Source organism: Belliella pelovolcani (genome assembly GCF_900156785.1).
Taxonomy (GTDB): Bacteria; Bacteroidota; Bacteroidia; order Cytophagales; family Cyclobacteriaceae; genus Belliella; species Belliella pelovolcani.
Genome location: NZ_FTOP01000003.1, coordinates 63185 through 86134 on the forward strand (window position 1 = coordinate 63185; position 22950 = coordinate 86134).

Genomic DNA, 22950 nt, shown 5'->3' on the forward strand with positions numbered 1-22950 from the left:
TGGGAGTGAATCTATTTGTTTTAAGATGCCTGTAAAGGTAGCTATTTTTGCAGGCTTTGAGAAAGATTATTAATGCTTTGTGAAATTTTATTTGGTTTTAATCATTTGTGCTACAAGTTCTTGATCTTGTAGCTTTCCTATGATTGGGAATAAGTCCAAACTAAGGCAAAAATCTATATCTGCCTCAATCTGATGGTTTTGGAGTCTTTTTGCGTGAGAAGCTTGCGCTAGAAACCCCGCTAAATCGGATTTATTGGATTCGTAAAGACCTTTCATGGCGATAGCTCCATCACAGTCAAATTCGAAATTTTCTTCCAATAAGCTAACCAAAGCTCCAGCATATAAGGAATCTTCAAGGTTGAATTTGCCTTTCCAGCCGGCACAGTGAATCAATACATCATGGTTTTGTGAAGTCAAGTAATAGGCTGTAGCTCGTAGATTGACAAAAGCCCCTATCAGTACTTCCTTGGAACCTGCTTTGGATTTTTCTATAGCCAAAGTGCCATTTGTCGTGGTCATGGCTATTTTTTGATTTGTATATGCGCCATCAAGATAAGCTAAGGGGGAATTGCCTAGCGTGAAGCCCTCAGCAGTTTGGCCATTTCTTTCTCCTGCGATGACATAACCCTTAGACTGCATAGCTCTACAAGTTTCTAAATCGGCAACAGGAGTGATGCTAGTAACACCATTTCCCAATGCCGCGATCATGGTGGAGGTAGCTCGGAATATGTCCACCACGACCACGATCTTATTTTCTAATTCATGAAGATGAACCAATTCAGGACTGAAGCAGACTTCTACTTTTCTCTTTGTCATGGGCAAAAGAAAACCCGCAAGACAATATTGCCATGCGGGTTTCTGTAATTATTTTTTATATAAAGGCAGCTTTTCTATTTTGGCCGCAATATTCTTGTTTCTGATCTGAATCGCAATCTCGGTACCTGGAGCAGCAAACTCCGACTTGACATAGCCTAAGCCTATACCTACCCCCATGGATGGTGACTGCGTTCCGGAGGTCACTTCACCGATTACCTCACCTGCTGCATTGACAATAGGGTAGTGGGCCCTAGGGATTCCTCTTTCTTGGAGGATGAATCCGACTAGTTTTTTGTCAACTCCTGCTTCTTTTTGTTTTTTCAGGTTTTCACAGTTGATGAAATCTTTGGTGAATTTGGTAATCCAACCTAAGCCTGCTTCCAGTGGAGACGTTTCGTCATTGATGTCATTGCCATAGAGACAAAAGCCCATTTCCATTCTCAAAGTGTCCCTAGCGCCTAGACCTATTGGCTTGATGTCATAGGATTTTCCAGCTTCAAAGATGGCGTTCCATACTTTTTCGGCATCCTCGTTTTTGACATAAATCTCAAACCCGCCAGCACCTGTGTACCCCGTTCCTGAGATAATCACATCTTTTACACCTGCAAATTCACCTACTGTAAAGTGATAAAATTTCACTTCTGAAAGATTCACAGGAGTGAGCACTTGTACTGCTTCTATGGCTTTTGGTCCTTGAACAGCAAAAAGAGAAAGCGTATCAGAAATATTCTCCAAATCAGCACCCATAGTATTGTGCTGATTGATCCATGCCCAATCTTTGTCTATGTTGGAAGCATTCACTACAAGCATGTATTTTTCATCTTCAAACTTGTAGACGATCAGGTCATCTACTATACCACCTTTGTCATTTGGGAAACAAGCGTATTGTGCTTGTCCATTGATCAGTTTGGAAGCATCATTTGAAGTTACTTTTTGGATCAAGTCCAATGCTTTTGGACCTGTTACCATGAATTCACCCATGTGGGAAACATCAAAGACTCCAACGCCTTCGCGGACTGTTTTGTGCTCTTCCATATCAGAAGAATAGCGAACAGGCATATTGTAGCCAGCAAAAGGAACCATTTTTCCTCCCAAAGCTACGTGGAGGTCATTAAGTTGGATTTTTTTGATAATATCTTCCATGATCGGGTTTATTTCTTTAGGGGGCAAAGGTAATTTATAAAGGTGGATTACAAAAAGCAGGAACAGCCTTTTCCTTCAAATATTTTTATTAATTTGGAATTTGATTCATTAGTTGAAGTCTAAAAAATTATGAGGGTTGTCCTGATTGTGTTAATAGCTTGGTTGATCATTTTAAGTTTTATTTTTCGAAATGAAACAGTTGATATTCAACTTTATGATACCTATTATATTATAGGTGTTCATTACATCATGTTAATTTTAGCAGTACTAGTGTTGTGTATTGGACTTATTTTAAGGCTTATGGAATTGAAAAAGCAAAATGACTCTAGCAAAAAGATTGTTGACTAAGCTTTTTTAATTAATTACGCAAAAAAATAATGGTTCTATCAATCTGCTATAAAGCCCTGATTATATAGGATGTTAAAACGATTGGAACCATACTCCATCCTAAATATATTTTACTAGTTTTTATATAAACCCCATAATTTTAATTTCATGTATAACAATCAAAAATTAGAGTATTTTAAAAAGGTTAAATTCAATGGTTTAATATTTATTTCTTTAGCTTTTTTACTTTTCAATTGTATTAACAAAGAAAGTTCTATTCAGCAATTTAATGAGGAAGTGCCTATTTATGGAGAATTTGTTAAGGAAATCTCTATATTCAGTCAAAGTAATGTGAATTTGATGGTTGTTGATTCTTTTTTGGTTATTCAAACTAGCAAAGACAATTTCTTGAAAGTGTATAATACAAGTAATTTCCAGCTTTTAGCTGAATATGGAACTATTGGAAATGGAGATCATCAATTTGCGACTCCTCGTTTGTTGAAAAATTATAGAAGATCAGAAAGTGAGAATTCCCCAATTGTTGTGGTTTATGATTTGGATAGAATGGAAATCAATGAAATAGATTTATTTAAATGGATTAATGGCGAACCTCAATTTCATAGTCAAAACCCTTTAGATGATAGAGAAAATTATTATTTGAATTTCTATTACAGTTCAGTAGATTATTATATCGGTGTTCCTGATGGACCGAAAAAATTCATCCTATATGATAGGATCGGTCAAAACGAAATGGTGTTTCCGTACACGCCTAAGTTGGATTTTGACATTGAGCCATTTTTGATGTATTCAATTTATAAGCCAGCAATTACAGTAAATCAGAGGGGAATGAAAATCGCTGCTGCAAGTTTGTTGGTCCCTAATCTTGAAATTTATGACTTTGAGCAGAATCTTTTAGCATCTATAAACTATGATACTGTGGATTCTCTTAAGAATGGTTTAGAAGAATATAGAAAAACTGAATGGTTTGATTCTAAGCATTTTATTGTAGATATAGATTCGAATGACGAATATATTCTTGGATTAAATTACAATAATTCTTCTACTGCAATTTATAATAACTACAATCATCAAGATTTGAGTTTTTTGCAATTTGATTGGGATGGAAACCTCTTGAAAAAATATGTGCTTGCAGATAATAAGTTCGTGGAATCATTCGCAGTCGATTTCAATAATAAAAAGGTGTACTGCTTTCTACCTCACGAGAAGGAATACAATCTTTATGTTTATGATTTAAACTAAAAAAAAACGTCTTTCCGCAAAGCGAGAAGACGTTTTTGATTACTAAACCACTATTGGCCTAAACAGAGAAGCTTTCTCCACATCCACAGGTGCGAGAAGCATTGGGGTTCACGAACTGGAATCCCTTGCCATTTAAGCCATCTGTAAATTCTAAGGTGGTTCCAGCCAAGTATAGCAAGCTCTTGCGATCAACTAGGATTTTGATACCCTTGTCTTCAAATACATGGTCTGTATCGGTCAAAGAAGCATCGAAACCCAAGTCATACATCAATCCAGAGCAACCTCCACCTTTGACAGAAACTCTAATATTTTCATTTTCAGATCGGCCTTCCTCTTTTCTAAGCTCCAAGATTCTTTCTTTTGCCTTTTCAGAAACTACTATCATATCTTATAATTTTCATTTATCTCAAATCAAAAGCAAAACACGCTAGGATTTGAAATGATTCAATTACAAATATACTTTTGAAGTGACTAAGTAGCAAATCTCTTTATGGTGCTGATTAGGGAAATGGATTTTGGGATTAGAAATCTTTTCTTTTGAATATCCGCATGGCTGTGGCAATAGGCCATGAAATCCAAAGCAACATGATGCTACTCGATAAGAACATTCCCTTGGCACTGCCGAAGAAATTTTGGAAAAATGCTCCCGTATAGCCCATCAAGGCTGAAATATCTAATTTCATCAGCATGATGATCCTGCCTAGATCTACTGGATTGAGAAAGACTAGACTGAGTGTCGTTTTTTCCAATGGATAATCTGAAAGGCTGTAAATCAAATAGAGCACAAAGCCATCATAAATCAAAGAAAAGTAAATCCAAAATGAAAGGCTGATACCGATTGCCTTGGCCTTGTCCCGTGTCAAGACAGAAGCTAGGAAAGCTAATCCAGCAAACACAATTGAAAGGGCTATTCCAATGGCTAGTAGAATCAGGATGCTTTCATCGGCTCCCCATAGCAGCATTGGGATACCGAAACCGATCAGAATCGCAGCACTTAGCATGATGATGACAGCCAAGATTTGACTTAGAAATACATTTCTTCTTTTCACAGGCTGTGCCAACATCAGCTCAGTAAACTCTAGGTTATTGAAAAAGTGTGTCGTTGCAAATACTGCAGCAATCAAGGGAACGATCATCAGCATGATATTGAGCAAGCTCAATGAGACCTTGGCCAGGTCTTCTGATACTTGGTAGATGGATACAGCCACCAAAACCATGAAGATGGTGTAGAGTATAGCAAATCTACTTTTGAGAATATCGTATAGCGAATATTTGAGTAGCTTAAACATGGCTCATTTCAGTTTTAGGTTGCTTTTTTTTTAAACTCCATTCCATCAATCTGGCAATAGCAGTGGTGAATCGATCTTCTCCAGTTGTTTCCTTGAGGGCGTCCACACTGTCGTTGAAGAAAATATCTCCTTCATAGATGTAAATGGCTTGATCTGTCAATTCATCCAACTCACTCAATATATGTGAAGTGATCAGAATCAATTTTCCTGAGTCTCTTTCTTTTTTGATTTTATTCTTAAGTGTTTCTACTGCCATGGGATCAAGTCCTGCCGTAGGCTCATCTAGGATTAGGATGTCTGCATCGAACATAAAAGCCAAGGCTGCACTGACTTTTTGCCTTGTTCCTCCGCTGAGGGTATGCATAGGCTTTTCCATCATCTGATCTAGTCCAAATGCCCCAATCAATTCCAAGTCGTATTCCTTGATCTCAGGGCGCATATCTTGCATCATTCTGAAGAGTTGTCCGATCTTCATATTATCAGGATAGCGGCCGATCTGAGGCATATAACCAATATTAGACCGGTATTTGAAATTGTTTTTGATGGAATCGCCCTGTACGATGATGTCTCCTTTGTTGGGAATGACCATACCGAGGATGATTTTGATCAAGGTGGTTTTGCCAGATCCATTAGGCCCCATCAATGCATAGCTTTTTCCTGCTTCAAACTCCAAGTTGAATTCACGGAGTACTTCTAGCTTTCCGAATTTCTTCGATATATTTCTAACTGAGATCATAAGGTTTCATTTTAGGGTTGTTGTCAATCATGTTTTCTGGTGTGATGGCAGGAATGATTTTTTCCATTCTATCGAGTAGCGTCACCATAAAACTTCTCCAGAGAATGACAGCCGAGGGGATTTTTTCTACGATGACTGAAAACAAGCTGATGGGTCTGTATGGTACATCTCCGATTTTATCTTTGTTTAAGTCATAGCCTTCGTATTTGTCCCAGTAGTTTTCTTTGAGGGTGTTGAGAACAACGCTTCCATTGGTACTGATGTCGAAGGTGTTTGCAATGAAGTTATTTGCTTCAAAAGTATTATTGTCGCAGCTCGCCATCAATTTAAGCGCCCAGCCATTGCTGGTAAATGCGTTGTTTTTGAAAAGGGTCCGACTACTTCCTTCCATGTAGATCCCGATAGTGTTTTTCCTGAAAATGTTACCTACTACTTCTGAGTCTGTGATGTCTTTGAGTAGAATGCCGTAGGAACTTGGGCCTTCATTTTCCTCGAATACATTATCTCGCATGACTACATTTCGCGTGTACATGACAGCTACGCCTGCTCCATTTTTACGGAAGGTGTTTTTGATGTAGCTGTTGTCATGGGAAAACATAAAGTGCAAGCCGTATCGCTTGTTTCCATCCACAGTATTGTGCTGACTGATGGTATTGGTGACAAATTCCAAATAAATGCCATCACGATGCCCTTCCACATGGTTACCTTCAATCATGGAGTCTTTGCATTTCCAAAGGTGGATGCCATTACCTGTCTGATATTCTCTTTCGGCTCTAGAGATGAGCTTGTTGTTTTTTATGGTGAGGTTTGATGAATTGGAAAAATGCAAGCCAAAAAAAGTATTGTCAAGTTCGACGCCTTCAACGCTACAGTGTTGGGAGTCAAAGAATTTGATCGCAGCAGAGTCATCAATATTTGATTTTCCAGTATTGATGATCCTCAAGTTTTTGAAATGAATGTTTTCTCCCGCAACGATGAATATATCCCCTTGTTCTTTTCCATTGATGGTAGGCATTCCCTCACCTTGTATGGTAAGTGATTTGCGGATGATGATTTCGTGTTCGCTGTATTCTCCAGCGCTCAAGATAATCACGTCACCTTCCTGGGCTTTTGCAACAGCCTCTTTGATAGAGTCTCCAGGCTTTAGCAGCACAGTACCTGCCAAGACAGGGCTACTAAGCAGGAATAAGCATAAGAGTAGTGTTTTCATGATGTTGATATTTAGAGATACGAGACGAGAGACAAGAGATATGAATCAAAATTCATCCTTCATAATTCAACCTCCTAAGTTCATCCTTTCTATTCATTTAAATTGTGTCAGCAGTTCACCCCATGCCATGTAGACTCCACCATGGTCTTTTTTGTATTTTTTGAGGGTTTCGTAGTCTGAGAAAGCGACAATATTGCTTGCCATTGGGGTTTTGAATTTTTCAGATTTCAAGTAAAAGGCAGTAGTTGCATCTGTCAATGTTTCACCTTGATTGTAGTCAGTGATTAGGATATGTTTTAGTTCTGCTGAGCTGAATTCACCGGATTCCATGAAGGTCATCAGGCAATTGACATCATCGAAGATGAAAATTTTACCTTTTTGCGTCACGACTTCCGCACCGTATTGAGGATCCATGAGTTTCATTTTGCAGTGATGGCATACATCTTCGCCATAATTGATAGCTCTGGGGTCTGCACTGCAAGAGAGTAGGAAAATGACTGAGAGAAGTGTTAAGATTTGCATTTTCATGGTTTGGGTATTTAGTGGCGTAAATGGAATCTGTTAATTTTTTTATTGGACCTTCATATATGGGTTTTGCAGTTTGGCTTTTCGGTCTTCTAGGAAGCATCTGCTCACCACGATCAGCATGAGTATGCCGGAGAAGGCGATGATCCAACCACCCGTGTCAGGTCCAGAATAAGCGAGGAAGTTTAAAAGTTCTTTGTATCCTAGCAGTGGAGGCTGGTAAGCCATACCAGGGACTTTGATGGCTGCAGTTGGGTCTAGATTGTGTCCGTAGTCATATCCCCATAGATACATATCCACCAATACCCCTACACCTAGTAAAGAAATCATGGAAAAGAAGGTGTAAACTGCCCATCTTCTAGCGATCAAAGCAGCCAAAACTCCAAATCCAATAATAAATGCGAATACATAAATCAGGTATGTGAACTCGGGAAACATCTCCACACCGATATGCTTCATGCCAATGTAATGGTTGACCCCATTGATGATATCTACATCTCCGCTAAGCCTGTCAATCCATATTTTCATATTTAGCCCCTCAGGATATTGGGGAGCCCATAGACTGATTTGCCAAAGAGGAGTGAAGTATGCTGTGATCATCAGCAATGCAGCGATCAAAACCAATGTGCGATTAGATGAATCTATTTTTTTCATAACCATGGAGGTAAACCACCGGCAGGAATGCCGGTGGTATTGGGTTTATTCACCTGTATAGAATTTGATTTCGGGATTGCTTCCTGCTGGAGATACGCGGAGGTACCCTTGCATTTCTTGGTGCAGTGCAGAGCAGAAGTCAGTACAGTAGAATGGGAAGATGCCAACTCTGTCAGGTACCCACTTGAGCGTGGCTGTTTCGCCGGGCATCACAAGAAGCTCAGCGGTATTGGCGCCCTTGATTGCAAATCCGTGTGGTACATCCCAGTCTTGTTCCAAATTGGTCACGTGGAAGTAAACTTCGTCTCCAACTCTGACGCCTTCGATATTGTCTGGTCTGAAGTTGGACCTGATGGTAGTCATGTAAACATGAACCTTGTTTCCTTCACGCTCTACTCTTGCATTATTGATTCCTTTTAGAGCCCTTGGGTGATTGTTTTTTTCTAAAGGATAGAACTTCACCTGCTTGTCTTTGATCAAGGAGGCTGGGAAGGCTTCTGCATAGTGAGGCTCACCTATAGTTGGGAAGTCAAGCAGCAGCTGCATTTTATCCCCTGAGATGTCATATAGCTGAGCAGAGTGAGCCAATTCAGGGCCTGTAGGCAAGTATCTATCTTTAGTGATCTTGTTGTAGGCTACCATATATTTTCCGTGTGGCTTTCCAGTAGGGCCTCCTGGGATCATCAAGTGACCTACGGAATAGTAGGTAGGAACCCTGTCCAGTACTTGAAGAGTTTCGATGTTCCATTTCACAACTTCTGAGGACACAAACATGGAAGTGTAAGCATTGCCTCTTCCATCAAATTCCGTGTGAAGAGGGCCAAGACCTGGTTTTTCTACTTCCCCGTGCAGTACAGATTCGTATTTCAAGACTGGCATGCCATCAATAGTACCTTCAAAGTCCTGGTTTTCTATGGCTTTAAGCATTTTGGTAAAAGAGAATACAGGGATGATAGCAGCTAATTTTCCCGAGCCGATAATATATTCTCCAGTTGGGTCAGTATCCGTACCGTGTGGAGATTTTGGACAAGGGATAAAGTAGATGATGTCTTTCAGCTCTTTTGGATCCAAGGTCAGAATGTCTTCCTTGATGGTGGAAGTAGCCATGTGGGTATTTTCATCCCAAATATTGTGTGCATACTTGGCTTTGGTTTTTTTGCCTTTGCCTTCTTTGATGTATTGTTCTGCTTTTTTCCAATTTACAGCCATAATGAAGTCCTTGTCCTTCTGTGAAGCATTTACTTCCAAAAGTGTATGGGCCATCTCAGTGTTGTAAGTAGAGAAGAAGAACCAGCCATGTGATTTTTTCTTTCCTGCTCGAGCTAAGTCAAAGTTGAAAGGTGGCGCTTCAAGCTGAAATGCCAAGTCCATCGTTCCGTGATCTTTGTCTACAGAAATGAAGGAGATCGTGCCTTTGAAGTTCTCTTTATAGGTTTCTATAGGTACATCTCTATTGTCACCTGTTGGGACAGAGAATCGGGTTCCAGCTACCACATATTCAGTGTTTTCTGTGATAAAAGGAGAGGAGTGATTACCTGCTGAGTTAGGGATCTCGAGGATTTCTACTGTTTTGAATGTAGTCAAATCCACTCTAGCGATTCGTGGGGTGTTATTTCCGTTACCAAAAGCCCACCTTGCATCATGCTCTGCATTGGTAGTAGAGATGGCGATGTGGTGTAAGTCATCCCAAGGGACAAAACCATGAGCTGTATTGAGCATTGGCTTGGATTCTTCTGAGAATCCCCACCCATTTTCAGGGTGTACAGAGAATACGGGTACTATTTTCAATACTCTTCCAGAAGGAAGGCCTACGACGGACATTTGTCCATTGAAGCCACCGGAGACGATATTGTAAAACTCGTCATGTTCTCCCGGTGCTACATACACTTTGCTGGCAGCATCACCAGATAGGGCAGATTGAGCACCTTTTGGTTTGCAACCAGGGGCAAATGCTATGGCCACCATAGCTCCTGCCAATAACCATAATCTTGTCTTCATTTTCATTGGGTTTAATTTATAAGTCAGTTTAGAGCTGCATCACTGCCGCCAGTTCTTTCTCTATCATTTTTTCTGAAGTATTCGAGGATTTGTCTAGATTCATCAAGAGAGATATTTTGATTAGGCATTCTGGTTAGACATTCTTCCAATAATTGTTGCGCTACAGGATCTTCATCCAGCATGACATCCACATTGGTGATCATATTCATGATCCATTCAGGCCTTCTTCTATTGGTGACTCCTTCAAAACCAGGACCTACTATTCGCTTGGCATCGTATTGATGACATGCTGTACATTTCATATCGAGGATGGCTTTTCCTTTTTCTGCCAATACCTGATCGATTCCCTCGCCGAGATTTACTTCTTTGATTTCTCCTATCCCTTTGGGATCAGCTATTTTTTCTTTTTGAGCGCTCGGAGGGGTGTATGAACCTTTATTTTCATTACTTCCTCCACCGCAGCTTGCCATAAGGAGCACTACGAATATTCCAAATGACATCAGTACTGTACTTTTCATAGTTTCTGTGTTTTTAGATTTGTGTTGATTTTGTTGGATATGAATTGAATTTGGTGATTTCTGAAAGAGCGAAAATGACGTCCATTGAGCAATCAGCATCATGCTCAGCCCTATGGGGAAAAATGCAGAGGAGACAAAGATTAAAAGATGATAATATGGAATAAACCCCAACTTTGCCCAGAGTAAGGTGCCTTGACCTAGAAGGAGTAATTCTGAAGAGATAAACCCAATAGAAAGTAATATCCAGGCTGTTTTACTCAATGAGCTATTGCTAAGCCATTTGTTTTTCAAAGCCAAAGCTCCCAAGCCAAAAGTAATGGCTCCAAGCATGACCAAATGAACAAATCCAATCACATAATTTCTGATCGTATAGGCAATGTTAGCCACATCTGGAAGTATGAGAGTTGCTTGAATCAAGGCTTTGGCTAGAAGGCTAATGATGCCTATCCATAGCATGGAATTGATCCAGCTTTTTGGAAAAGTGTAGACGTTGTACAGGTGTCTGATTATTGGTTTCAAGATGATGAAATAAGCGATCACTTGAAGTATAACCCCCAGCCCATTCAGGTACAAAAGACCAGTGATGGGCGTACTCCATGCCACTGAAAGAGCATAGGTTAGGAAGAGTGATGAATGTAGCGCAAGAAGTATTTTTGGACTAATGGTTACAAAGTTGCCTTTGGTTTCCAAATAAGCTAAGAGTAAACCAAGAAGTGCGTAAACAAACCAGCCATTCAACTGAAAGTGCAAGAACCACTGGACAGACATAAAATAAAGTGGGTGCAATCGTCCTAAAGTAGCTCCTATGGGTGCAATAGCCCAAAGGCCTATGCTTGAAATTAGCATCCAGATGAGGCTGAGTTTGATTAAGTTTTTGGCGGTATTAGAAGGTGATTTTTTTAAATCCTGAAAGAAGAAATAAGCAAAAATATAGCTCATCACAAGGTGCATGGTAGAAAATGCAATGCTAAATCCTCCGTAGCCTTGAAAAGGAAAACTCAGCATCATTCCTAAATTCGCTATGATGGTCAGGCTTAATATTTTTTTGTAGATATTAAGCCTATGTGGGCTTCTGACATAGCTGAAAGTCAATAGGCCCGCCACAAGTAAGTAGCCCCATCCCAGTAGTGCTACATGAGAATGTGCGTGGAGGAGATGCTTGTACTCAAAAAATGGTACTTCTCCGATAAAGAAATAGCGCATGGCTAGACCAAATATAGCAGCGCAAAAGAAAAAGAATACTGCCCAAGTCATCCAGGTCTTGGGAAGAGACTTGGATACTATGGAAGGCATTTGCAATTTGTCCATATGATTAAGGGCAGTATTCATGGGTGATTAAGCGTTGAGTTTTTGATATAAATTCACAGCTTTGGGGAAGAGGATGTTATTTTCCAAGTGAATATGAGTATGTAGATCCTCTTCAAATTCTTTCAGCATGGCAAATGCTACCTTGTAAGTCTGACAGCCATCTGGTGGACAAGTATATCCATCTGTCAATGCTGCTATCTTTCTGAATCGCTCCCCTTCTGTGTCATGCTCGTGCTCCATCATGGCTATAGGATTATTGATATGTCCAAAATGAGCCTGTGATAGACTGAATCCGCTGCTATCGGCTTCTTCCATGGCTTTGATATAAGGGAAAAGGACCAACTCTTCTTTTTTCATGTGAGTAGTCAAAGCATCAGCTGCTAGCAAAAACTCCTGTGCCACAGCAAAAAGCTCTGGATGACGACCACCATGTACAGCTGCGAGTTTAGGGAGGTAGATTTTTAATGCTGGGATAGTCTCTTCTACATAGCTATGATGCTTGGTCACGATATGGTCTATCAGTTGACTTAATCCAAAATCCTTGTAATGAACCTCCTCGGGTTGGACGACTATTTGTTCCAAATCTGCAAGAATGCTGGATAGTTCTACACCGTTCTTCTCGCAAGCATCCGACACACTGATTCCGCCTTTACAGCAGAAGTCTATTCCGTATTGTGTGAAAACCTTGGCTGTTTTGAAGTTTTCTGCGACGATTCCGCCTACTTTTCTAATTGCTAGTTCCTTCATCATTTCTTTTTGTGGTTTATGGAAGACTATTTTATCTTTTATTGTTGTAAATTTTTTTAATATTTCAGGAAGCTTATACCATCATTGACCCGTGTAGCTATGTCTTTTAGATTGGTAGTCAACATCATACCTGTCAGATGGTCTCGCACTGCCTTGAATTTGTGGTGAACAGGGCAAGGGTGATCTTCTGAGCATTTTTCTAAGCCTAGTGCACACCCTGTAAAGATCAGGTTACCATCTATGCTACCTACTATTTGTGCAATAGTAATGGTATTTGGATCCCCTTGAATTTCAAATCCCCCGTGTGGGCCTTTGGCTGAATTCAGCAGTTCATCCCTGACGAGTTGCTGAAGTATTTTTGCTGTGAATGCTTCTGGTGAATTGATTGCCTGAGCGATCTCTTTCAAGCCCGCACGCTGTACTCCCTCAGGAAGGGTAGCCACATAGATCATGGCGTTGATGGCATATTTGCAGGCTTTTGAAAACATCTCCTCTTTAATACAGGACAAATATATCCTTTATTTAAATAAAGACAAAAATATCTTTAAATATTTTTTACAATATAGTTTAGCAAAAAGAAAGTTGAAGCAGCTTTTTGAAGTAAGCATCAGCGAAAAAAATATACGTCCACAGATATAATTTGTAATGGTTATTTGAAAAGCTGAAATATAGGATTATTAACTAGAGGTGTTTTTTGATGGTGAAGAAAAAGGTGGTGCCTTTATCAACTTCTGACTCTACCCATATCTCTCCTCCGAGTAGGTCAACGTTTTTCTTGACAATAGCAAGACCTATACCTGTACCTGAGAATTCATCCTTGGTATGTAACCTTTGAAACAATATGAAAATCTTATCGAAATACTCTTGCTGTATTCCTAGTCCATTGTCCTCAACTGAGAATTTCCAATAATTGGGGAGTTCCTCTGCTTTAATTTTTATCGAAGGCTTTACTCCCTTTCGAGTATATTTGAGACTGTTTTCGATTAGGTTTTGGAAGATTTGTCTGATGGGTGTTTCAAAGGATTTGATTACTGGAAGATCTCCTATTTCAAACTTAGCGTTAAGTTCCAAGATTCTTTTACCTTGCAGTCCAAGCACTTTTTCGATAATAGATTTCACTGGAATATATTCCATATTACCATTATCTCTACCTACTCTGGAAAACTCTAATAGATCAAGAATGATCTGTTTCATTCTATTAGCCCCATCTATAGCAAAATGAATATACTGTTTGCCTTTTTCATCTAGTATTTGGTTATATTTTTTTTCTAGGAGCCTCATGAAGCTGCTCACCATTCTCAAAGGTTCTTGCAAATCATGTGAGGCGATATAAGCAAACTGTTCCAATTCCTGATTGGATAAGGCCAAGTCTTTGATGTTTTTTTGGAATTCCAGGTTCAATTGCTGAAGCTTTTGCTCGGAGAGTTTTTTATCATGAATATCCTGAACACTGCCATAGACCCTCACACATTTACCATTGACAAATTCTGGTTGTCCTATTGATTTGATCCATTTTTCTTCTCCCTGCATGGTGATGATGATGGAATCTACTTCATAGCTTTGGTTTTTCTCGATTGCGTTTTCAACACAGCTGGAAATTTCTTCACGAAATTCTTCTTTGTAAAAGTTGATGGCTTTTGCCACGTCTGGTTTATAATCATGCGGAACTCCAAAGATATCGCATGTAGTAGGTGTCCAGCTGAGCGTATTTTTGATCATATTGATTTCCCAACCACCGACTTTTGAAAGTTTGGAAGCAGAGTCAAGTAGCTCCTTGATCCTTTCGATTTCAGTAATATCTTTGATTGTTCCAATTACTCTGACAGGTTCACCTTGTTTGTTTCTCAAGATAACAGCAGAATCTTCTATCCATAAATATTCCCCAGCTTTATTGCGCATGCGGTAGATATGAGACCATTTTTCGGTCTTTGGGTTTTCTAAGGCTAGATTGAAAGAATTGACTGCAAAATCCTTATCATCAGGGTGAATCAGCTCTTTGTACCAATTTTTGTCTTCTTTTTCATGATCTAATTTATGACCAAAAATTCTCTCAAAATTTCTACCCAAATAAAAATCACCAGTTATGGGATTAGACTCATAAATCACCTCAGAACTTGCTTCATTGAGTAATTCAAAGCGTTCGTTGATTTCTTTTACCTGTCTTTCAGCCTTGATCCTGTCATTGATGTTGATCCCAGAGCATTGGATCTCGGTAGGGTTGCCATCTTCATCTGTAAGGCATACAAAGTCCCACAGCGTTGTTACTACCTCTCCAGCTTTTTTGGCAGGTTTATCAACTTCAAATTTATAAACCCTTCCAGGTTCTTCCATGCATTTACTAACAATTTCAATCACTTTTTCGTGATGATAATCACATATTGATTCTAGCGAATATCTTCCTTCAAAATTATAATTATGGATCCAACCAAACTCCTCTATGAATTTTTTATTGACGTAGGTATATCTTCCTTCAAGGTCTGTTTTGATAATGTAATTGCTTTGGGATTCGAAGAATAAGCGGTAGCGCGCCTCACTGCTTTCAAGCTTTTGCTGAAATTCCTGTTGCTTGTTAATATCTCTTGAGTTTGTCAAAATGCCTTTGATTCCTTCTTCATCTAGGAAGTTGGTTGCTATGGTTTCTATCCATCTCCATCGACCAAGATTATCTTTGAACCTGTATGGTGTAAGTTCAATTCTTTTGGATTTTTGAAGTTGTTTGAATTCTTCTAGCACCAATGTCAAATCTTCAGGATGGATTAAATCAAAGCAGTTTTCACCTAACATTTCATCAGGAACCCATCCCAATATATTGAATGCGGTGGAACTGATATAGGTAAAGTTACCATCAGTATCCAAGATAGTAATCATGTCTCCGCCATCTTGTACAATAGCACGGAATTTTTTTTCACTTGCGGCGAGTGCTTTTTCTATTTTTTTTGAAGCGTTGATATCAATCAATAATCCTGTAATTCTATGTGGTTTGCCATCTTTGGCATATACCTTTACCTTGTCTTGCATCCAAATGTATTCGCCAGATTTGGTTCTCATTCTATAGTCAAAGGTATGGTCTTGAAGCCGTGTAGTTTCCGTATGACAGGTATTGATAGCATATGTTCTATCATCTGGATGAATATGATCTTGCCAAAAATTGGGTGTATTCAACCACTCCTCTGCTGTATATCCTATGAATTTTTCTGCTTGAGGGCTTACATAATAAAACTCAAAAGTCTGTGCGTCTGCTTCCCAAAAAATTCCATCCGTATTTTCAATCAGTTTCCTATTTCTATCTTTTGCAACTTCTAATTCTTGGATTTGCTTGTTTCCTGCAAAACTAAGGTGCCTTAACTCCAAAAGCGTGATGACTTGATCTCTTAATTTTAATAGTGCTTCAATCTGTGCTTCTGATAAACTCCTTGGGTTGTGATCCATCACACATAGTGTTCCTAAGGAGGTCCCGCTTGGAGTGATTAATGGTATACCAGCATAAAAAGAAATTTTCGGATCTTGGTTGATCAGAGGGTTATCTTTGAAACTTTCATCTGCATGTAAATCTTGGACAATAAAAGGCTGATCCGAATGCTGAATAGCTTGATTACAAATTGAATACTCTAATGGAATTTCTGAAATGTTTAGTCCATGATGTGACTTGAAAAATTGATTTTTGTCATCCAATAAGGTAATCAAACTAATGGGGGTTCCGCAGATAAATGCAGCCAATTGGGTGATAGCGTCATATTCTTTTTCTGGAAGGGTATAAAGTATCTCGATGGGTTCAAGGTAAGCTAACCTCATTTTGACGGCACTCTCGTCTTTCATGCGGGAAAACATTTGGTGATAAGTTTTACAATTTTAGAATTGAGTATCAGAGGGTGATTGAAATTACTCTTCTCCAATTTCGGTAAAATAATCGAATGTTTTTTTATTACTTGAATTTACTTTACAACCTGAAAATTAATGATTACCAATGCTAGATTTAATGGTATAAATGTTTTCAATAGCTTTATTTTTAGTAGATGAAATGATCTGCTAGAAAATAAAAAAATCCCAGCATTAAACTGGGATTTAAGTTTAGATTTTTACAAATAACTTGTCTTTTGGTCTTCTAACTTTCTTGGCATTCACTAAGTGATCAGTATGGTCGTCTCTGTAGCCTAAGGCTAAAAGAGACGAAGCACCTAAACCTTTTGCTGCAAGTCCTAAAACTTCATCCACTTCGGCAGGATTGAAACCTTCCATTGGTGTGCTATCAACTTTTTCCTCAGCAGCCGACACCAAAGCGGTTCCCAATGCGATGTAAGCCTGTTTTGACGCCCAATTGAAAATCTCAGTCTCCGACTGTTTGGCAAAATGTTCCTTTAGAAAGTTGGCATATTGATCAAGAGCTCCTCTTTCCATACCTCTTTCTTCATATACAAGGTCGAAATAAGTATCAATCTGCTCAGGAGTAATTTTTTTCCAAGCAGCAAAGACCAGTAGGTGAGACCCTTCTACCACCTGCGGTTGCTTTACAGCAGACTTGAAAAGCTTTTCTTTAGTCTCCTTGTCTTCAATGACCAATACCGTGAATGGTTGTAAGCCATTAGAAGTAGCGGTCAATCTGATAGATTCTAAGATGTTTTCAAGTTTTTCAGCAGGAACTTGCTGCCCATTCATTCTTTTGGCTGCATAGCGCCAATTCAAACTTTTTATCGTTGTACTCATTTTGTTTGTCTTGTTAACTGATGTATATACATATAATAGGATTGAATAGTTCAGAGTTTCAAAAAATACTAGCATCAAAATTATTTTAATAAGACTATCATTTGATTGAGAGCTTTTCCAAAGTTTGGTTAAAAATTCTGACTGACTTTGGTAAATCTGAACTTTGGATAAGCCACATTAAATCAAATTGAAATCATAAACCAGAGTTTTCAATGCCTATACTTCGGCCCTTCCAAAACTTTGAATAGATGTAAAACCGCTGGAAAAATAGCGTCCATAGATTCTTCGGCGCCTTTGGTTGATCCTGGAAGGGCTAGTACGAGGGTATTGCCGATCAAGCCAGCAACAGACCTGGAGAGCATGGAGTAGGGCATACGGGCTTGTCCATAGCTGCGGATAGCCTCTTCTATACCGGGTACTTCTCGCTCTATCAGCGGTCTGATGGCCTCAGGGGTTACATCTTTCGGTGAAAGTCCTGTACCTCCTGAAAAGATGACCATGTCCATGCCTGCCTCAACAAATCCTCTGAGCTTGCTTTGGATCTTTTCTTTTTCGTCAGGGATGATGGAATAATCTTCAATGCTGACTTTTGAAGCTTCTAATTTTTGGATAATTACCTTGCCTGCCCTGTCTTCCTTTTGCCCTGAAGCTATGCTGTCCGAACAGACAATTACAGCGGCTTTGAGGTTTTGCTCCTTGTCTTTGGCATAATCTGTTTTTCCCCCTTTTTTCTCGATCAATTTGATCTGCTCTATGCTGATGTTTTTGTCTATGGGTTTGAGCATGTCATACATGGTCAGGGCCACCACAGATGCAGCATGCATAGCTTCCACCTCCACGCCTGTTTTGTAGATGGTGTGGATTTCTACCAAGACATAAATCTCCAAACCTTTGATTTCGTAATTCACGGAAGTGAACTCCACAGGAAGAGGATGGCAATCCGGAATCATGTCAGCAGTACGCTTGGCAGCAAAAAGTCCAGCCACCTTGGCCATTTCAAATACATCTCCCTTGGGCACTATTTTATTGACCACAGCAGCGATGGTTTCTTCCGAACTCACTTTAACAATGGCCTGTGCTATGGCTTTTCTAAGGGTGGTGGATTTATGGGTGATGTTGATCATTGTATTTTTAGCTTTATATGAAGTAAGTAGGGAAAAGGGTTAGATATTGATGGATATTAGCTGTTGCGATATTGGGATATTAGGTTAGCATGAAATAAGTATGTTATCCCCAAATTTAACTCAAAACACCTATATCAGTAACTTTAATATTTAGGGTTATCCGATGCTCAGAAACAAAAATCAAATAATATCCAAATATCTTATAAGACGAATTTGACATGATGCTTCAGTATCTTGAGTTTTAGGTTTTATCTTGAGTTTTAGGTTTTGCGTCGAAACCAATATCCATTAGTATCAAATATCAATCAATATCTAATTTTCAAGTATTCACCTTCCACTCAGATTTTTCATTATCCAGAATTTCTTTTCCCCAGATGGGCAACTCTTTTTTGATGCGCTCGACGAGTTCTTCACAGGCATCGATGGCGGCTTTCCGATGTTTGGAGGAAGTAAAGACAAAGAGGCAGATTTCTCCTGTTTTGACCTCGCCCAAGCTATGGTAAATATGCATGCAGGTCAATGGATATTTGGCAAAGATGGCTTCACGGATTTCGAAGGACTGTTGCAAAGCCATGTCTTCATAGGCCGTGTATTCGATGGCCACTACTGAGCCCTCTTCTTTTTCATCAGCTCTTACCTGTCCGAGAAAGATGCTATGTCCGCCAATATTTGTTTTTGTGCTATGATTGGCGATGGATTTCGCGATTTTATCAGGAGAGATCGCTCCTTCTACAAATATGTTTTTTGGTGTTCTTTTCTTTTCCATGGTTTTTTTATTTAGGCCACAAAGGCGCTAAGACACTAAGGTAATATTGGTTTTGGCTCTTTGGGGCTTGTTTTTGATAGAAATATGATAGAAATATGGTGGAAATATTATAGAAATATTGTTGAAATAGGGTTTGTCTTCATGTTTCATTCAGGTTTTTCGAAGCATATTTCCATTCTATTTCAACTATATCCCGAATCAATTCGCTCTCGGGATCTCCATTTCACTCCGATTTCGCCGAAGGTATATTTCACTATCCACTAATATCCAATATCCACAAATATCCTTTCTTCAATATCCTGAATCAATTGTATCTTCTGGTTTGCGCTAAAACTCTGGGTTGAAAATATTTCGCCGAAGGCATATTTCTAATTATCTCGCAAAGCATATTTCTGTGTCATAATATCCATTAGTATCTAATATCAATCAATATCTTATTTCAATCAAAAAGGTACCTTAAAATTCCCCCCTCAACAGATTGAATATTTTTATCAGGAAATTGACTTTTGAGCATGTCAACGGCTTTCAGGCTTCTGCTACCTGATTGACAGAAAAGGAGGATGTTCTGAAAGGATGCTAGCTGACTTCTGGAATTGGGTAAGTCAGCCAAAGCAATCTGGATGTGGTCAATATCGACCAGTTCCGGTTGTTCTCCAAGTTCCCGAACATCCACCAATACGGACTGATTGGTGTTTCTCAATAAGCTCAAAGCAACCTCCCAATCCGTTTGTGCACTCAAGCCACAGAAGTCCTGATAGTCCATTGTTTGGAGTTCGGAATGGTTTTTTGGTCTGTTTTGTTCCCTGTCTGGATTTTTGGCAAGTTGAACCTGATAGGAGTTGTGGTTGAGCAGGTCATAGAAGAGCATTTTGTCTTCAAGCGAGTCCCCATATCCAGTCAGGTATTTGATACATTCTGCAGCCATCCACGTTCCGATGATCCCTGGTAGCACACCTAATACGCCTGTTTCATTGCAGTTGGGTACTTCACGAGCTGATGGTGGTATGGGGTAGAGGTCCCGGTAATTGATAGAATGGCGTCCCTTGGCATTGAAAATAGCTACTTGTCCCTCGTGCTGATAGATGGCTCCGAAAACCAAAGGTTTGCCAGCGATCAGGCAAGCATCATTGACCAAATACCGCGTGGGGAAATTGTCCGAGCCATCTAAGATCAGGTCGTAGTTTTGGATGATGCCCAGAATGTTTTCTTTCGTCAGGAAATATGGGATAGCTTCTACCTCTATGTCATCGTACTTTTTCTGAATGATTTCGGCAGCAGATTCAGCTTTGTTTTTTCCGAGATCTTCTTTTCCGAACAGGACCTGTCTGTTAAGGTTGGAAAGTGAAACCAAATCTCCATCTATGATGCCGATTTTTCCGATTCCTGCTGCGCTGAGGTAAAGCAAGGCCGGACAACCCAAACCGCCGGCACCTATGATCAGAACTGAAGTTTTTCTGAGTTTTTGCTGTGATGCGGGACCAAAGCCAGGTAGTATATATTGTCTTTCAAATCTATCCATGGATCACCCTCCGGAGAATGGTGGCAGCAAAGCTACCTCAGCACCTGTGGTTATGCTTACATTTCCGTTGACTTGTTTTTTATCTATGGCAATGCTGAATTTAAGGTCTTTCAATGCGGGGTATTGTTGCTGCAAATAGCCCACTAGGATATCCGTATTTGGAAAATTCTCAATTTCTATCTCCTGCTTTCCAATGATCTCTGCTATTTTTCCGAAGGCTAATAGTTTCATTGATTTTTAATTTTATTTAAATATACTACAAATTCTTAACCCCAAATTAATTTTACAGCGGCTATTAGTAATACGACAGTCAACGTATATTTCACTCCTTGGTAATTAAATTTTTTTGCCCCGAAGTATGCTCCCAAGGCTCCTCCAGCTATGGTCAGGGGCATCAAAACCCATAATTGAGGGTCGAATGAAATAGCAAATGCGTTGGTTCCCAATAAACCTGAAATGGAATTGAAAAAGATAAATAAAGCACTGACGGCGGCAGTTTCTTTCATATCTGTCCAGCCCAAAAGCAGCAAGATTGGGGAGAGGATGATTCCGCCACCTATACCGATCAAGCCTGAAACGAAGCCAATCCCTAGGCCAAGAATACCTGCTAAAATCCAGTTTTCTGAGATTTTAGGTGCTGTAGATTTCGGGAAAACATTCAAAAACCGCAGTATCGGAAAGAATAATAATACTCCCAAAATCTGCTTGTATAAGCCCGCATCAACCAAAATCCTTCCCCCAAAAAAAGCGGCAGGAACTGAAAAGATGATGATGGATAAAAAGAGTTTGGTGGGGAATTTCACAGTTCCCCTAAAGGCCAAAAAAGCCATTAGTGAAACGACAATGTTCAGAATCAAAGCGGTAGGACGGATTTGTTCCGGGGCAAAATTGAACAAGGCCAGAAACATCAGGTAGCTGCTTGCACCGCCATGACCTACTGCTGCGTATAAAAATGCCACGCTCGGCATCAGAATGTAGAGTAACCACCAATATGCTTCCATCATTACCAGAGATACACGCCAACTTTTTCTCCTTTTTCCATCTCTTCAATACCTTCAGGAATCTCTGCGAAACCATCGGCTATTGAAAATGCAATTAGGTTAAAAGATTCCTGACCTTGTAGTATTTCCACTTCTTCGGAGTGGGTTTTGATTTTTAGGAAAAAAGTGAGGTTGGGGTTCTTTTTCATTGGGCTATTTAATGGAAGCCAAAGAGATGGTTCCCAGCCCGGTTTTTTCCCCATCCATTGTCTGATGGAAGGTTTGACGTATTGGTTGAAACAGGTGATTACTGAGGCTGGATTGCCGGGTAAAGCAAAAACCATTTGCTTATCCTTAATGCCGGCATAAAGTGGTTTTCCTGGTTTCTGTTTGATTTTGTAAAAAAGTTCTTGGACACCCGCCTGCTCTAATCCTTCTTTGACAAAGTCATAATCTCCGACTGAGATCCCTCCAGAGAGCAAGATCAAATCATGGATGGCCAATGCCTTATTAATAGCTTGCCGGACCATGTCAGGATTGTCCTCTACGCGAATACATTCAATAGCTTCTATGCCTGCCTGTTGAAGGTAAGTGGTTAGCAGAGGGCCGTTGGCGTTGTAGATTTCGCCATTTTCCAAAGGTTGCCCCACTTCTTTGATTTCATTTCCTGTGATGATGATGCCGACGGATGGAGGAGCCACTACGGAAACGTGTTGGATTCCCACAGAAGCCAATAGGCCTATACCGCCAGGAGTGATTGCAGTTCCAGCTTGCATGATTATGTCACCGGATTGGGTTTGGGCACCTTTTTTTCGCACATGCATGCCTTTGATAATTTCTCCAGATTGCAGAGATATTGCGCCGTCCTCCGCAGTTATCCATTCCTGTTGGATCACGGTATCTGCACCAGCAGGCATCGGAGCTCCAGTGAAGATCCTTATGGCCTTTCCAGAGGAAAGGTTTGGAATGTCTTTGGCACCAGCTGCAATTTCCCCTTCCAATTCCCAAGAGGTTTTTCCCTCTTCCCATGCAATGGCATAGCCATCCATGGCCGAATTGTCAAAAGAAGGGACGTGCATAGGGGAGTTGATATCTGTTGCACAGATCAAACCGATTGCTTTTTCGATAGGTACAAGTTTAGATTTCCTTGGAGGAATATGTTTTTGGAGTATTGCTTTAGCCTGACTGACTGAGATCATATTTGTTTTTCACTAAAATGGGCTTCTTCTATTTTTTCTTTTTGGGACTTCTTTGACTGATTATTCTTACTTTGCCAAATTAGCTGATTAGGTCAAACCTGCCAGGTTTATAAGCCAAAACAGGTTTATT

21 protein-coding genes are annotated in these 22950 nt (G+C 39.8%); 1 reads left to right on the plus strand and 20 read right to left on the minus strand.

The window, feature by feature from the left end; genetic code table 11:
* Positions 1 to 87 precede the first annotated feature (87 nt).
* Together BW935_RS04315 and gcvT are read right to left on the minus strand one after the other, a co-directional pair.
* On the minus strand, positions 88 to 816 hold the full coding sequence (locus BW935_RS04315) for a 2-phosphosulfolactate phosphatase (protein WP_076498920.1): 729 nt from the start codon (positions 814 to 816) through the stop codon (positions 88 to 90).
* 48 nt (positions 817 to 864) lie between these two features.
* Positions 865 to 1959 carry a glycine cleavage system aminomethyltransferase GcvT gene (gene gcvT / locus BW935_RS04320; RefSeq protein ID WP_076498921.1) on the minus strand — a complete coding sequence of 365 codons (1095 nt, stop codon included), beginning with the start codon at positions 1957 to 1959 and terminating at the stop codon, positions 865 to 867.
* Positions 1960 to 2454: 495 nt separating this feature from the next.
* Here gcvT and BW935_RS04330 point away from each other — a divergent pair, with 495 nt between their 5' ends.
* Positions 2455 to 3546 carry a hypothetical protein gene (locus BW935_RS04330; RefSeq protein WP_076498924.1) on the plus strand — a complete coding sequence of 364 codons (1092 nt, stop codon included), beginning with the start codon at positions 2455 to 2457 and terminating at the stop codon, positions 3544 to 3546.
* A gap of 58 nt (positions 3547 to 3604) precedes the next feature.
* Here BW935_RS04330 and BW935_RS04335 read toward each other — a convergent pair whose 3' ends face one another.
* The 18 genes from BW935_RS04335 to BW935_RS04420 all read right to left on the minus strand — a co-directional run bounded on the left by BW935_RS04335 (position 3605) and on the right by BW935_RS04420 (position 22820).
* Positions 3605 to 3931 (minus strand): HesB/IscA family protein, encoded by a 327-nt coding sequence (locus BW935_RS04335; RefSeq protein WP_014772526.1) that lies wholly within the window; start codon positions 3929 to 3931, stop codon positions 3605 to 3607.
* A 136-nt stretch (positions 3932 to 4067) separates the two neighbouring features.
* A complete protein-coding gene (locus tag BW935_RS04340; protein WP_076498926.1) occupies positions 4068 to 4835 on the minus strand; it encodes an ABC transporter permease subunit in 768 nt (255 codons plus the stop codon).
* Entirely contained in the window at positions 4828 to 5571 is a 744-nt protein-coding gene (locus tag BW935_RS04345; RefSeq protein WP_076498927.1) for an ABC transporter ATP-binding protein, read from the minus strand. The genes BW935_RS04340 and BW935_RS04345 overlap by 8 nt, the downstream gene beginning before the upstream one ends.
* Positions 5558 to 6781 carry a nitrous oxide reductase family maturation protein NosD gene (locus BW935_RS04350; RefSeq protein ID WP_076498929.1) on the minus strand — a complete coding sequence of 408 codons (1224 nt, stop codon included), beginning with the start codon at positions 6779 to 6781 and terminating at the stop codon, positions 5558 to 5560. Before BW935_RS04350 ends, BW935_RS04345 begins: the two co-directional genes overlap by 14 nt.
* Positions 6782 to 6874: 93 nt before the next feature.
* A complete protein-coding gene (locus BW935_RS04355; protein WP_076498931.1) occupies positions 6875 to 7309 on the minus strand; it encodes a nitrous oxide reductase accessory protein NosL in 435 nt (144 codons plus the stop codon).
* Between the two features lie 42 nt (positions 7310 to 7351).
* Positions 7352 to 7960 (minus strand): hypothetical protein, encoded by a 609-nt coding sequence (locus BW935_RS04360; RefSeq protein WP_076498933.1) that lies wholly within the window; start codon positions 7958 to 7960, stop codon positions 7352 to 7354.
* Positions 7961 to 8005: 45 nt separating this feature from the next.
* On the minus strand, positions 8006 to 9958 hold the full coding sequence (nosZ, locus tag BW935_RS04365; protein WP_076499435.1) for a Sec-dependent nitrous-oxide reductase: 1953 nt from the start codon (positions 9956 to 9958) through the stop codon (positions 8006 to 8008).
* 23 nt (positions 9959 to 9981) lie between these two features.
* Positions 9982 to 11784 (minus strand): c-type cytochrome, encoded by a 1803-nt coding sequence (locus tag BW935_RS04370; RefSeq protein ID WP_245802635.1) that lies wholly within the window; start codon positions 11782 to 11784, stop codon positions 9982 to 9984.
* A gap of 27 nt (positions 11785 to 11811) precedes the next feature.
* A complete protein-coding gene (gene ric / locus BW935_RS04375) occupies positions 11812 to 12534 on the minus strand; it encodes an iron-sulfur cluster repair di-iron protein (RefSeq protein WP_084565804.1) in 723 nt (240 codons plus the stop codon).
* 53 nt (positions 12535 to 12587) lie between these two features.
* Positions 12588 to 13019, minus strand: coding sequence for an RrF2 family transcriptional regulator (locus BW935_RS04380; RefSeq protein WP_076498936.1), 432 nt, complete (start codon positions 13017 to 13019; stop codon positions 12588 to 12590).
* Between the two features lie 193 nt (positions 13020 to 13212).
* Entirely contained in the window at positions 13213 to 16347 is a 3135-nt protein-coding gene (locus tag BW935_RS04385) for a PAS domain S-box protein (RefSeq protein ID WP_076498938.1), read from the minus strand.
* Between the two features lie 252 nt (positions 16348 to 16599).
* Complete coding sequence (locus BW935_RS04390; protein ID WP_076499439.1) at positions 16600 to 17232, minus strand: nitroreductase family protein; 633 nt, start codon at positions 17230 to 17232, stop codon at positions 16600 to 16602.
* 209 nt (positions 17233 to 17441) lie between these two features.
* Positions 17442 to 18356, minus strand: coding sequence for a bifunctional molybdenum cofactor biosynthesis protein MoaC/MoaB (gene moaCB / locus BW935_RS04395; RefSeq protein ID WP_076498940.1), 915 nt, complete (start codon positions 18354 to 18356; stop codon positions 17442 to 17444).
* A 319-nt stretch (positions 18357 to 18675) separates the two neighbouring features.
* Positions 18676 to 19122, minus strand: coding sequence for a molybdenum cofactor biosynthesis protein MoaE (locus tag BW935_RS04400; RefSeq protein ID WP_076498941.1), 447 nt, complete (start codon positions 19120 to 19122; stop codon positions 18676 to 18678).
* Positions 19123 to 19561: 439 nt separating this feature from the next.
* Positions 19562 to 20641, minus strand: a complete 1080-nt coding sequence (locus BW935_RS04405; protein ID WP_076498943.1) for a HesA/MoeB/ThiF family protein — start codon at positions 20639 to 20641, stop codon at positions 19562 to 19564.
* A gap of 3 nt (positions 20642 to 20644) precedes the next feature.
* Entirely contained in the window at positions 20645 to 20872 is a 228-nt protein-coding gene (locus tag BW935_RS04410) for a MoaD/ThiS family protein (protein ID WP_009034400.1), read from the minus strand.
* Between the two features lie 35 nt (positions 20873 to 20907).
* Positions 20908 to 21645, minus strand: coding sequence for a sulfite exporter TauE/SafE family protein (locus BW935_RS04415; protein WP_245802636.1), 738 nt, complete (start codon positions 21643 to 21645; stop codon positions 20908 to 20910).
* Entirely contained in the window at positions 21645 to 22820 is a 1176-nt protein-coding gene (locus tag BW935_RS04420; RefSeq protein ID WP_076498944.1) for a molybdopterin molybdotransferase MoeA, read from the minus strand. Before BW935_RS04420 ends, BW935_RS04415 begins: the two co-directional genes overlap by 1 nt.
* Between the last annotated feature and the right edge of the window lie 130 nt (positions 22821 to 22950).

Bases quoted from the DNA above. Each gene is read 5' to 3' on its own strand.
- BW935_RS04315 (WP_076498920.1), bottom strand. From the start codon at position 816: ATGACAAAGAGAAAAGTAGAAGTCTGCTTCAGTCCTGAATTGGTTCAT.
- gcvT (WP_076498921.1), bottom strand. From the start codon at position 1,959: ATGGAAGATATTATCAAAAAAATCCAACTTAATGACCTCCACGTAGCT.
- BW935_RS04330 (WP_076498924.1), top strand. From the start codon at position 2,455: ATGTATAACAATCAAAAATTAGAGTATTTTAAAAAGGTTAAATTCAAT.
- BW935_RS04335 (WP_014772526.1), bottom strand. From the start codon at position 3,931: ATGATAGTAGTTTCTGAAAAGGCAAAAGAAAGAATCTTGGAGCTTAGA.
- BW935_RS04340 (WP_076498926.1), bottom strand. From the start codon at position 4,835: ATGTTTAAGCTACTCAAATATTCGCTATACGATATTCTCAAAAGTAGA.
- BW935_RS04345 (WP_076498927.1), bottom strand. From the start codon at position 5,571: ATGATCTCAGTTAGAAATATATCGAAGAAATTCGGAAAGCTAGAAGTA.
- BW935_RS04350 (WP_076498929.1), bottom strand. From the start codon at position 6,781: ATGAAAACACTACTCTTATGCTTATTCCTGCTTAGTAGCCCTGTCTTG.
- BW935_RS04355 (WP_076498931.1), bottom strand. From the start codon at position 7,309: ATGAAAATGCAAATCTTAACACTTCTCTCAGTCATTTTCCTACTCTCT.
- BW935_RS04360 (WP_076498933.1), bottom strand. From the start codon at position 7,960: ATGAAAAAAATAGATTCATCTAATCGCACATTGGTTTTGATCGCTGCA.
- nosZ (WP_076499435.1), bottom strand. From the start codon at position 9,958: ATGAAGACAAGATTATGGTTATTGGCAGGAGCTATGGTGGCCATAGCA.
- BW935_RS04370 (WP_245802635.1), bottom strand. From the start codon at position 11,784: ATGGACAAATTGCAAATGCCTTCCATAGTATCCAAGTCTCTTCCCAAG.
- ric (WP_084565804.1), bottom strand. From the start codon at position 12,534: ATGATGAAGGAACTAGCAATTAGAAAAGTAGGCGGAATCGTCGCAGAA.
- BW935_RS04380 (WP_076498936.1), bottom strand. From the start codon at position 13,019: ATGTTTTCAAAAGCCTGCAAATATGCCATCAACGCCATGATCTATGTG.
- BW935_RS04385 (WP_076498938.1), bottom strand. From the start codon at position 16,347: ATGAAAGACGAGAGTGCCGTCAAAATGAGGTTAGCTTACCTTGAACCC.
- BW935_RS04390 (WP_076499439.1), bottom strand. From the start codon at position 17,232: ATGAGTACAACGATAAAAAGTTTGAATTGGCGCTATGCAGCCAAAAGA.
- moaCB (WP_076498940.1), bottom strand. From the start codon at position 18,356: ATGATCAACATCACCCATAAATCCACCACCCTTAGAAAAGCCATAGCA.
- BW935_RS04400 (WP_076498941.1), bottom strand. From the start codon at position 19,122: ATGGAAAAGAAAAGAACACCAAAAAACATATTTGTAGAAGGAGCGATC.
- BW935_RS04405 (WP_076498943.1), bottom strand. From the start codon at position 20,641: ATGGATAGATTTGAAAGACAATATATACTACCTGGCTTTGGTCCCGCA.
- BW935_RS04410 (WP_009034400.1), bottom strand. From the start codon at position 20,872: ATGAAACTATTAGCCTTCGGAAAAATAGCAGAGATCATTGGAAAGCAG.
- BW935_RS04415 (WP_245802636.1), bottom strand. From the start codon at position 21,645: ATGATGGAAGCATATTGGTGGTTACTCTACATTCTGATGCCGAGCGTG.
- BW935_RS04420 (WP_076498944.1), bottom strand. From the start codon at position 22,820: ATGATCTCAGTCAGTCAGGCTAAAGCAATACTCCAAAAACATATTCCT.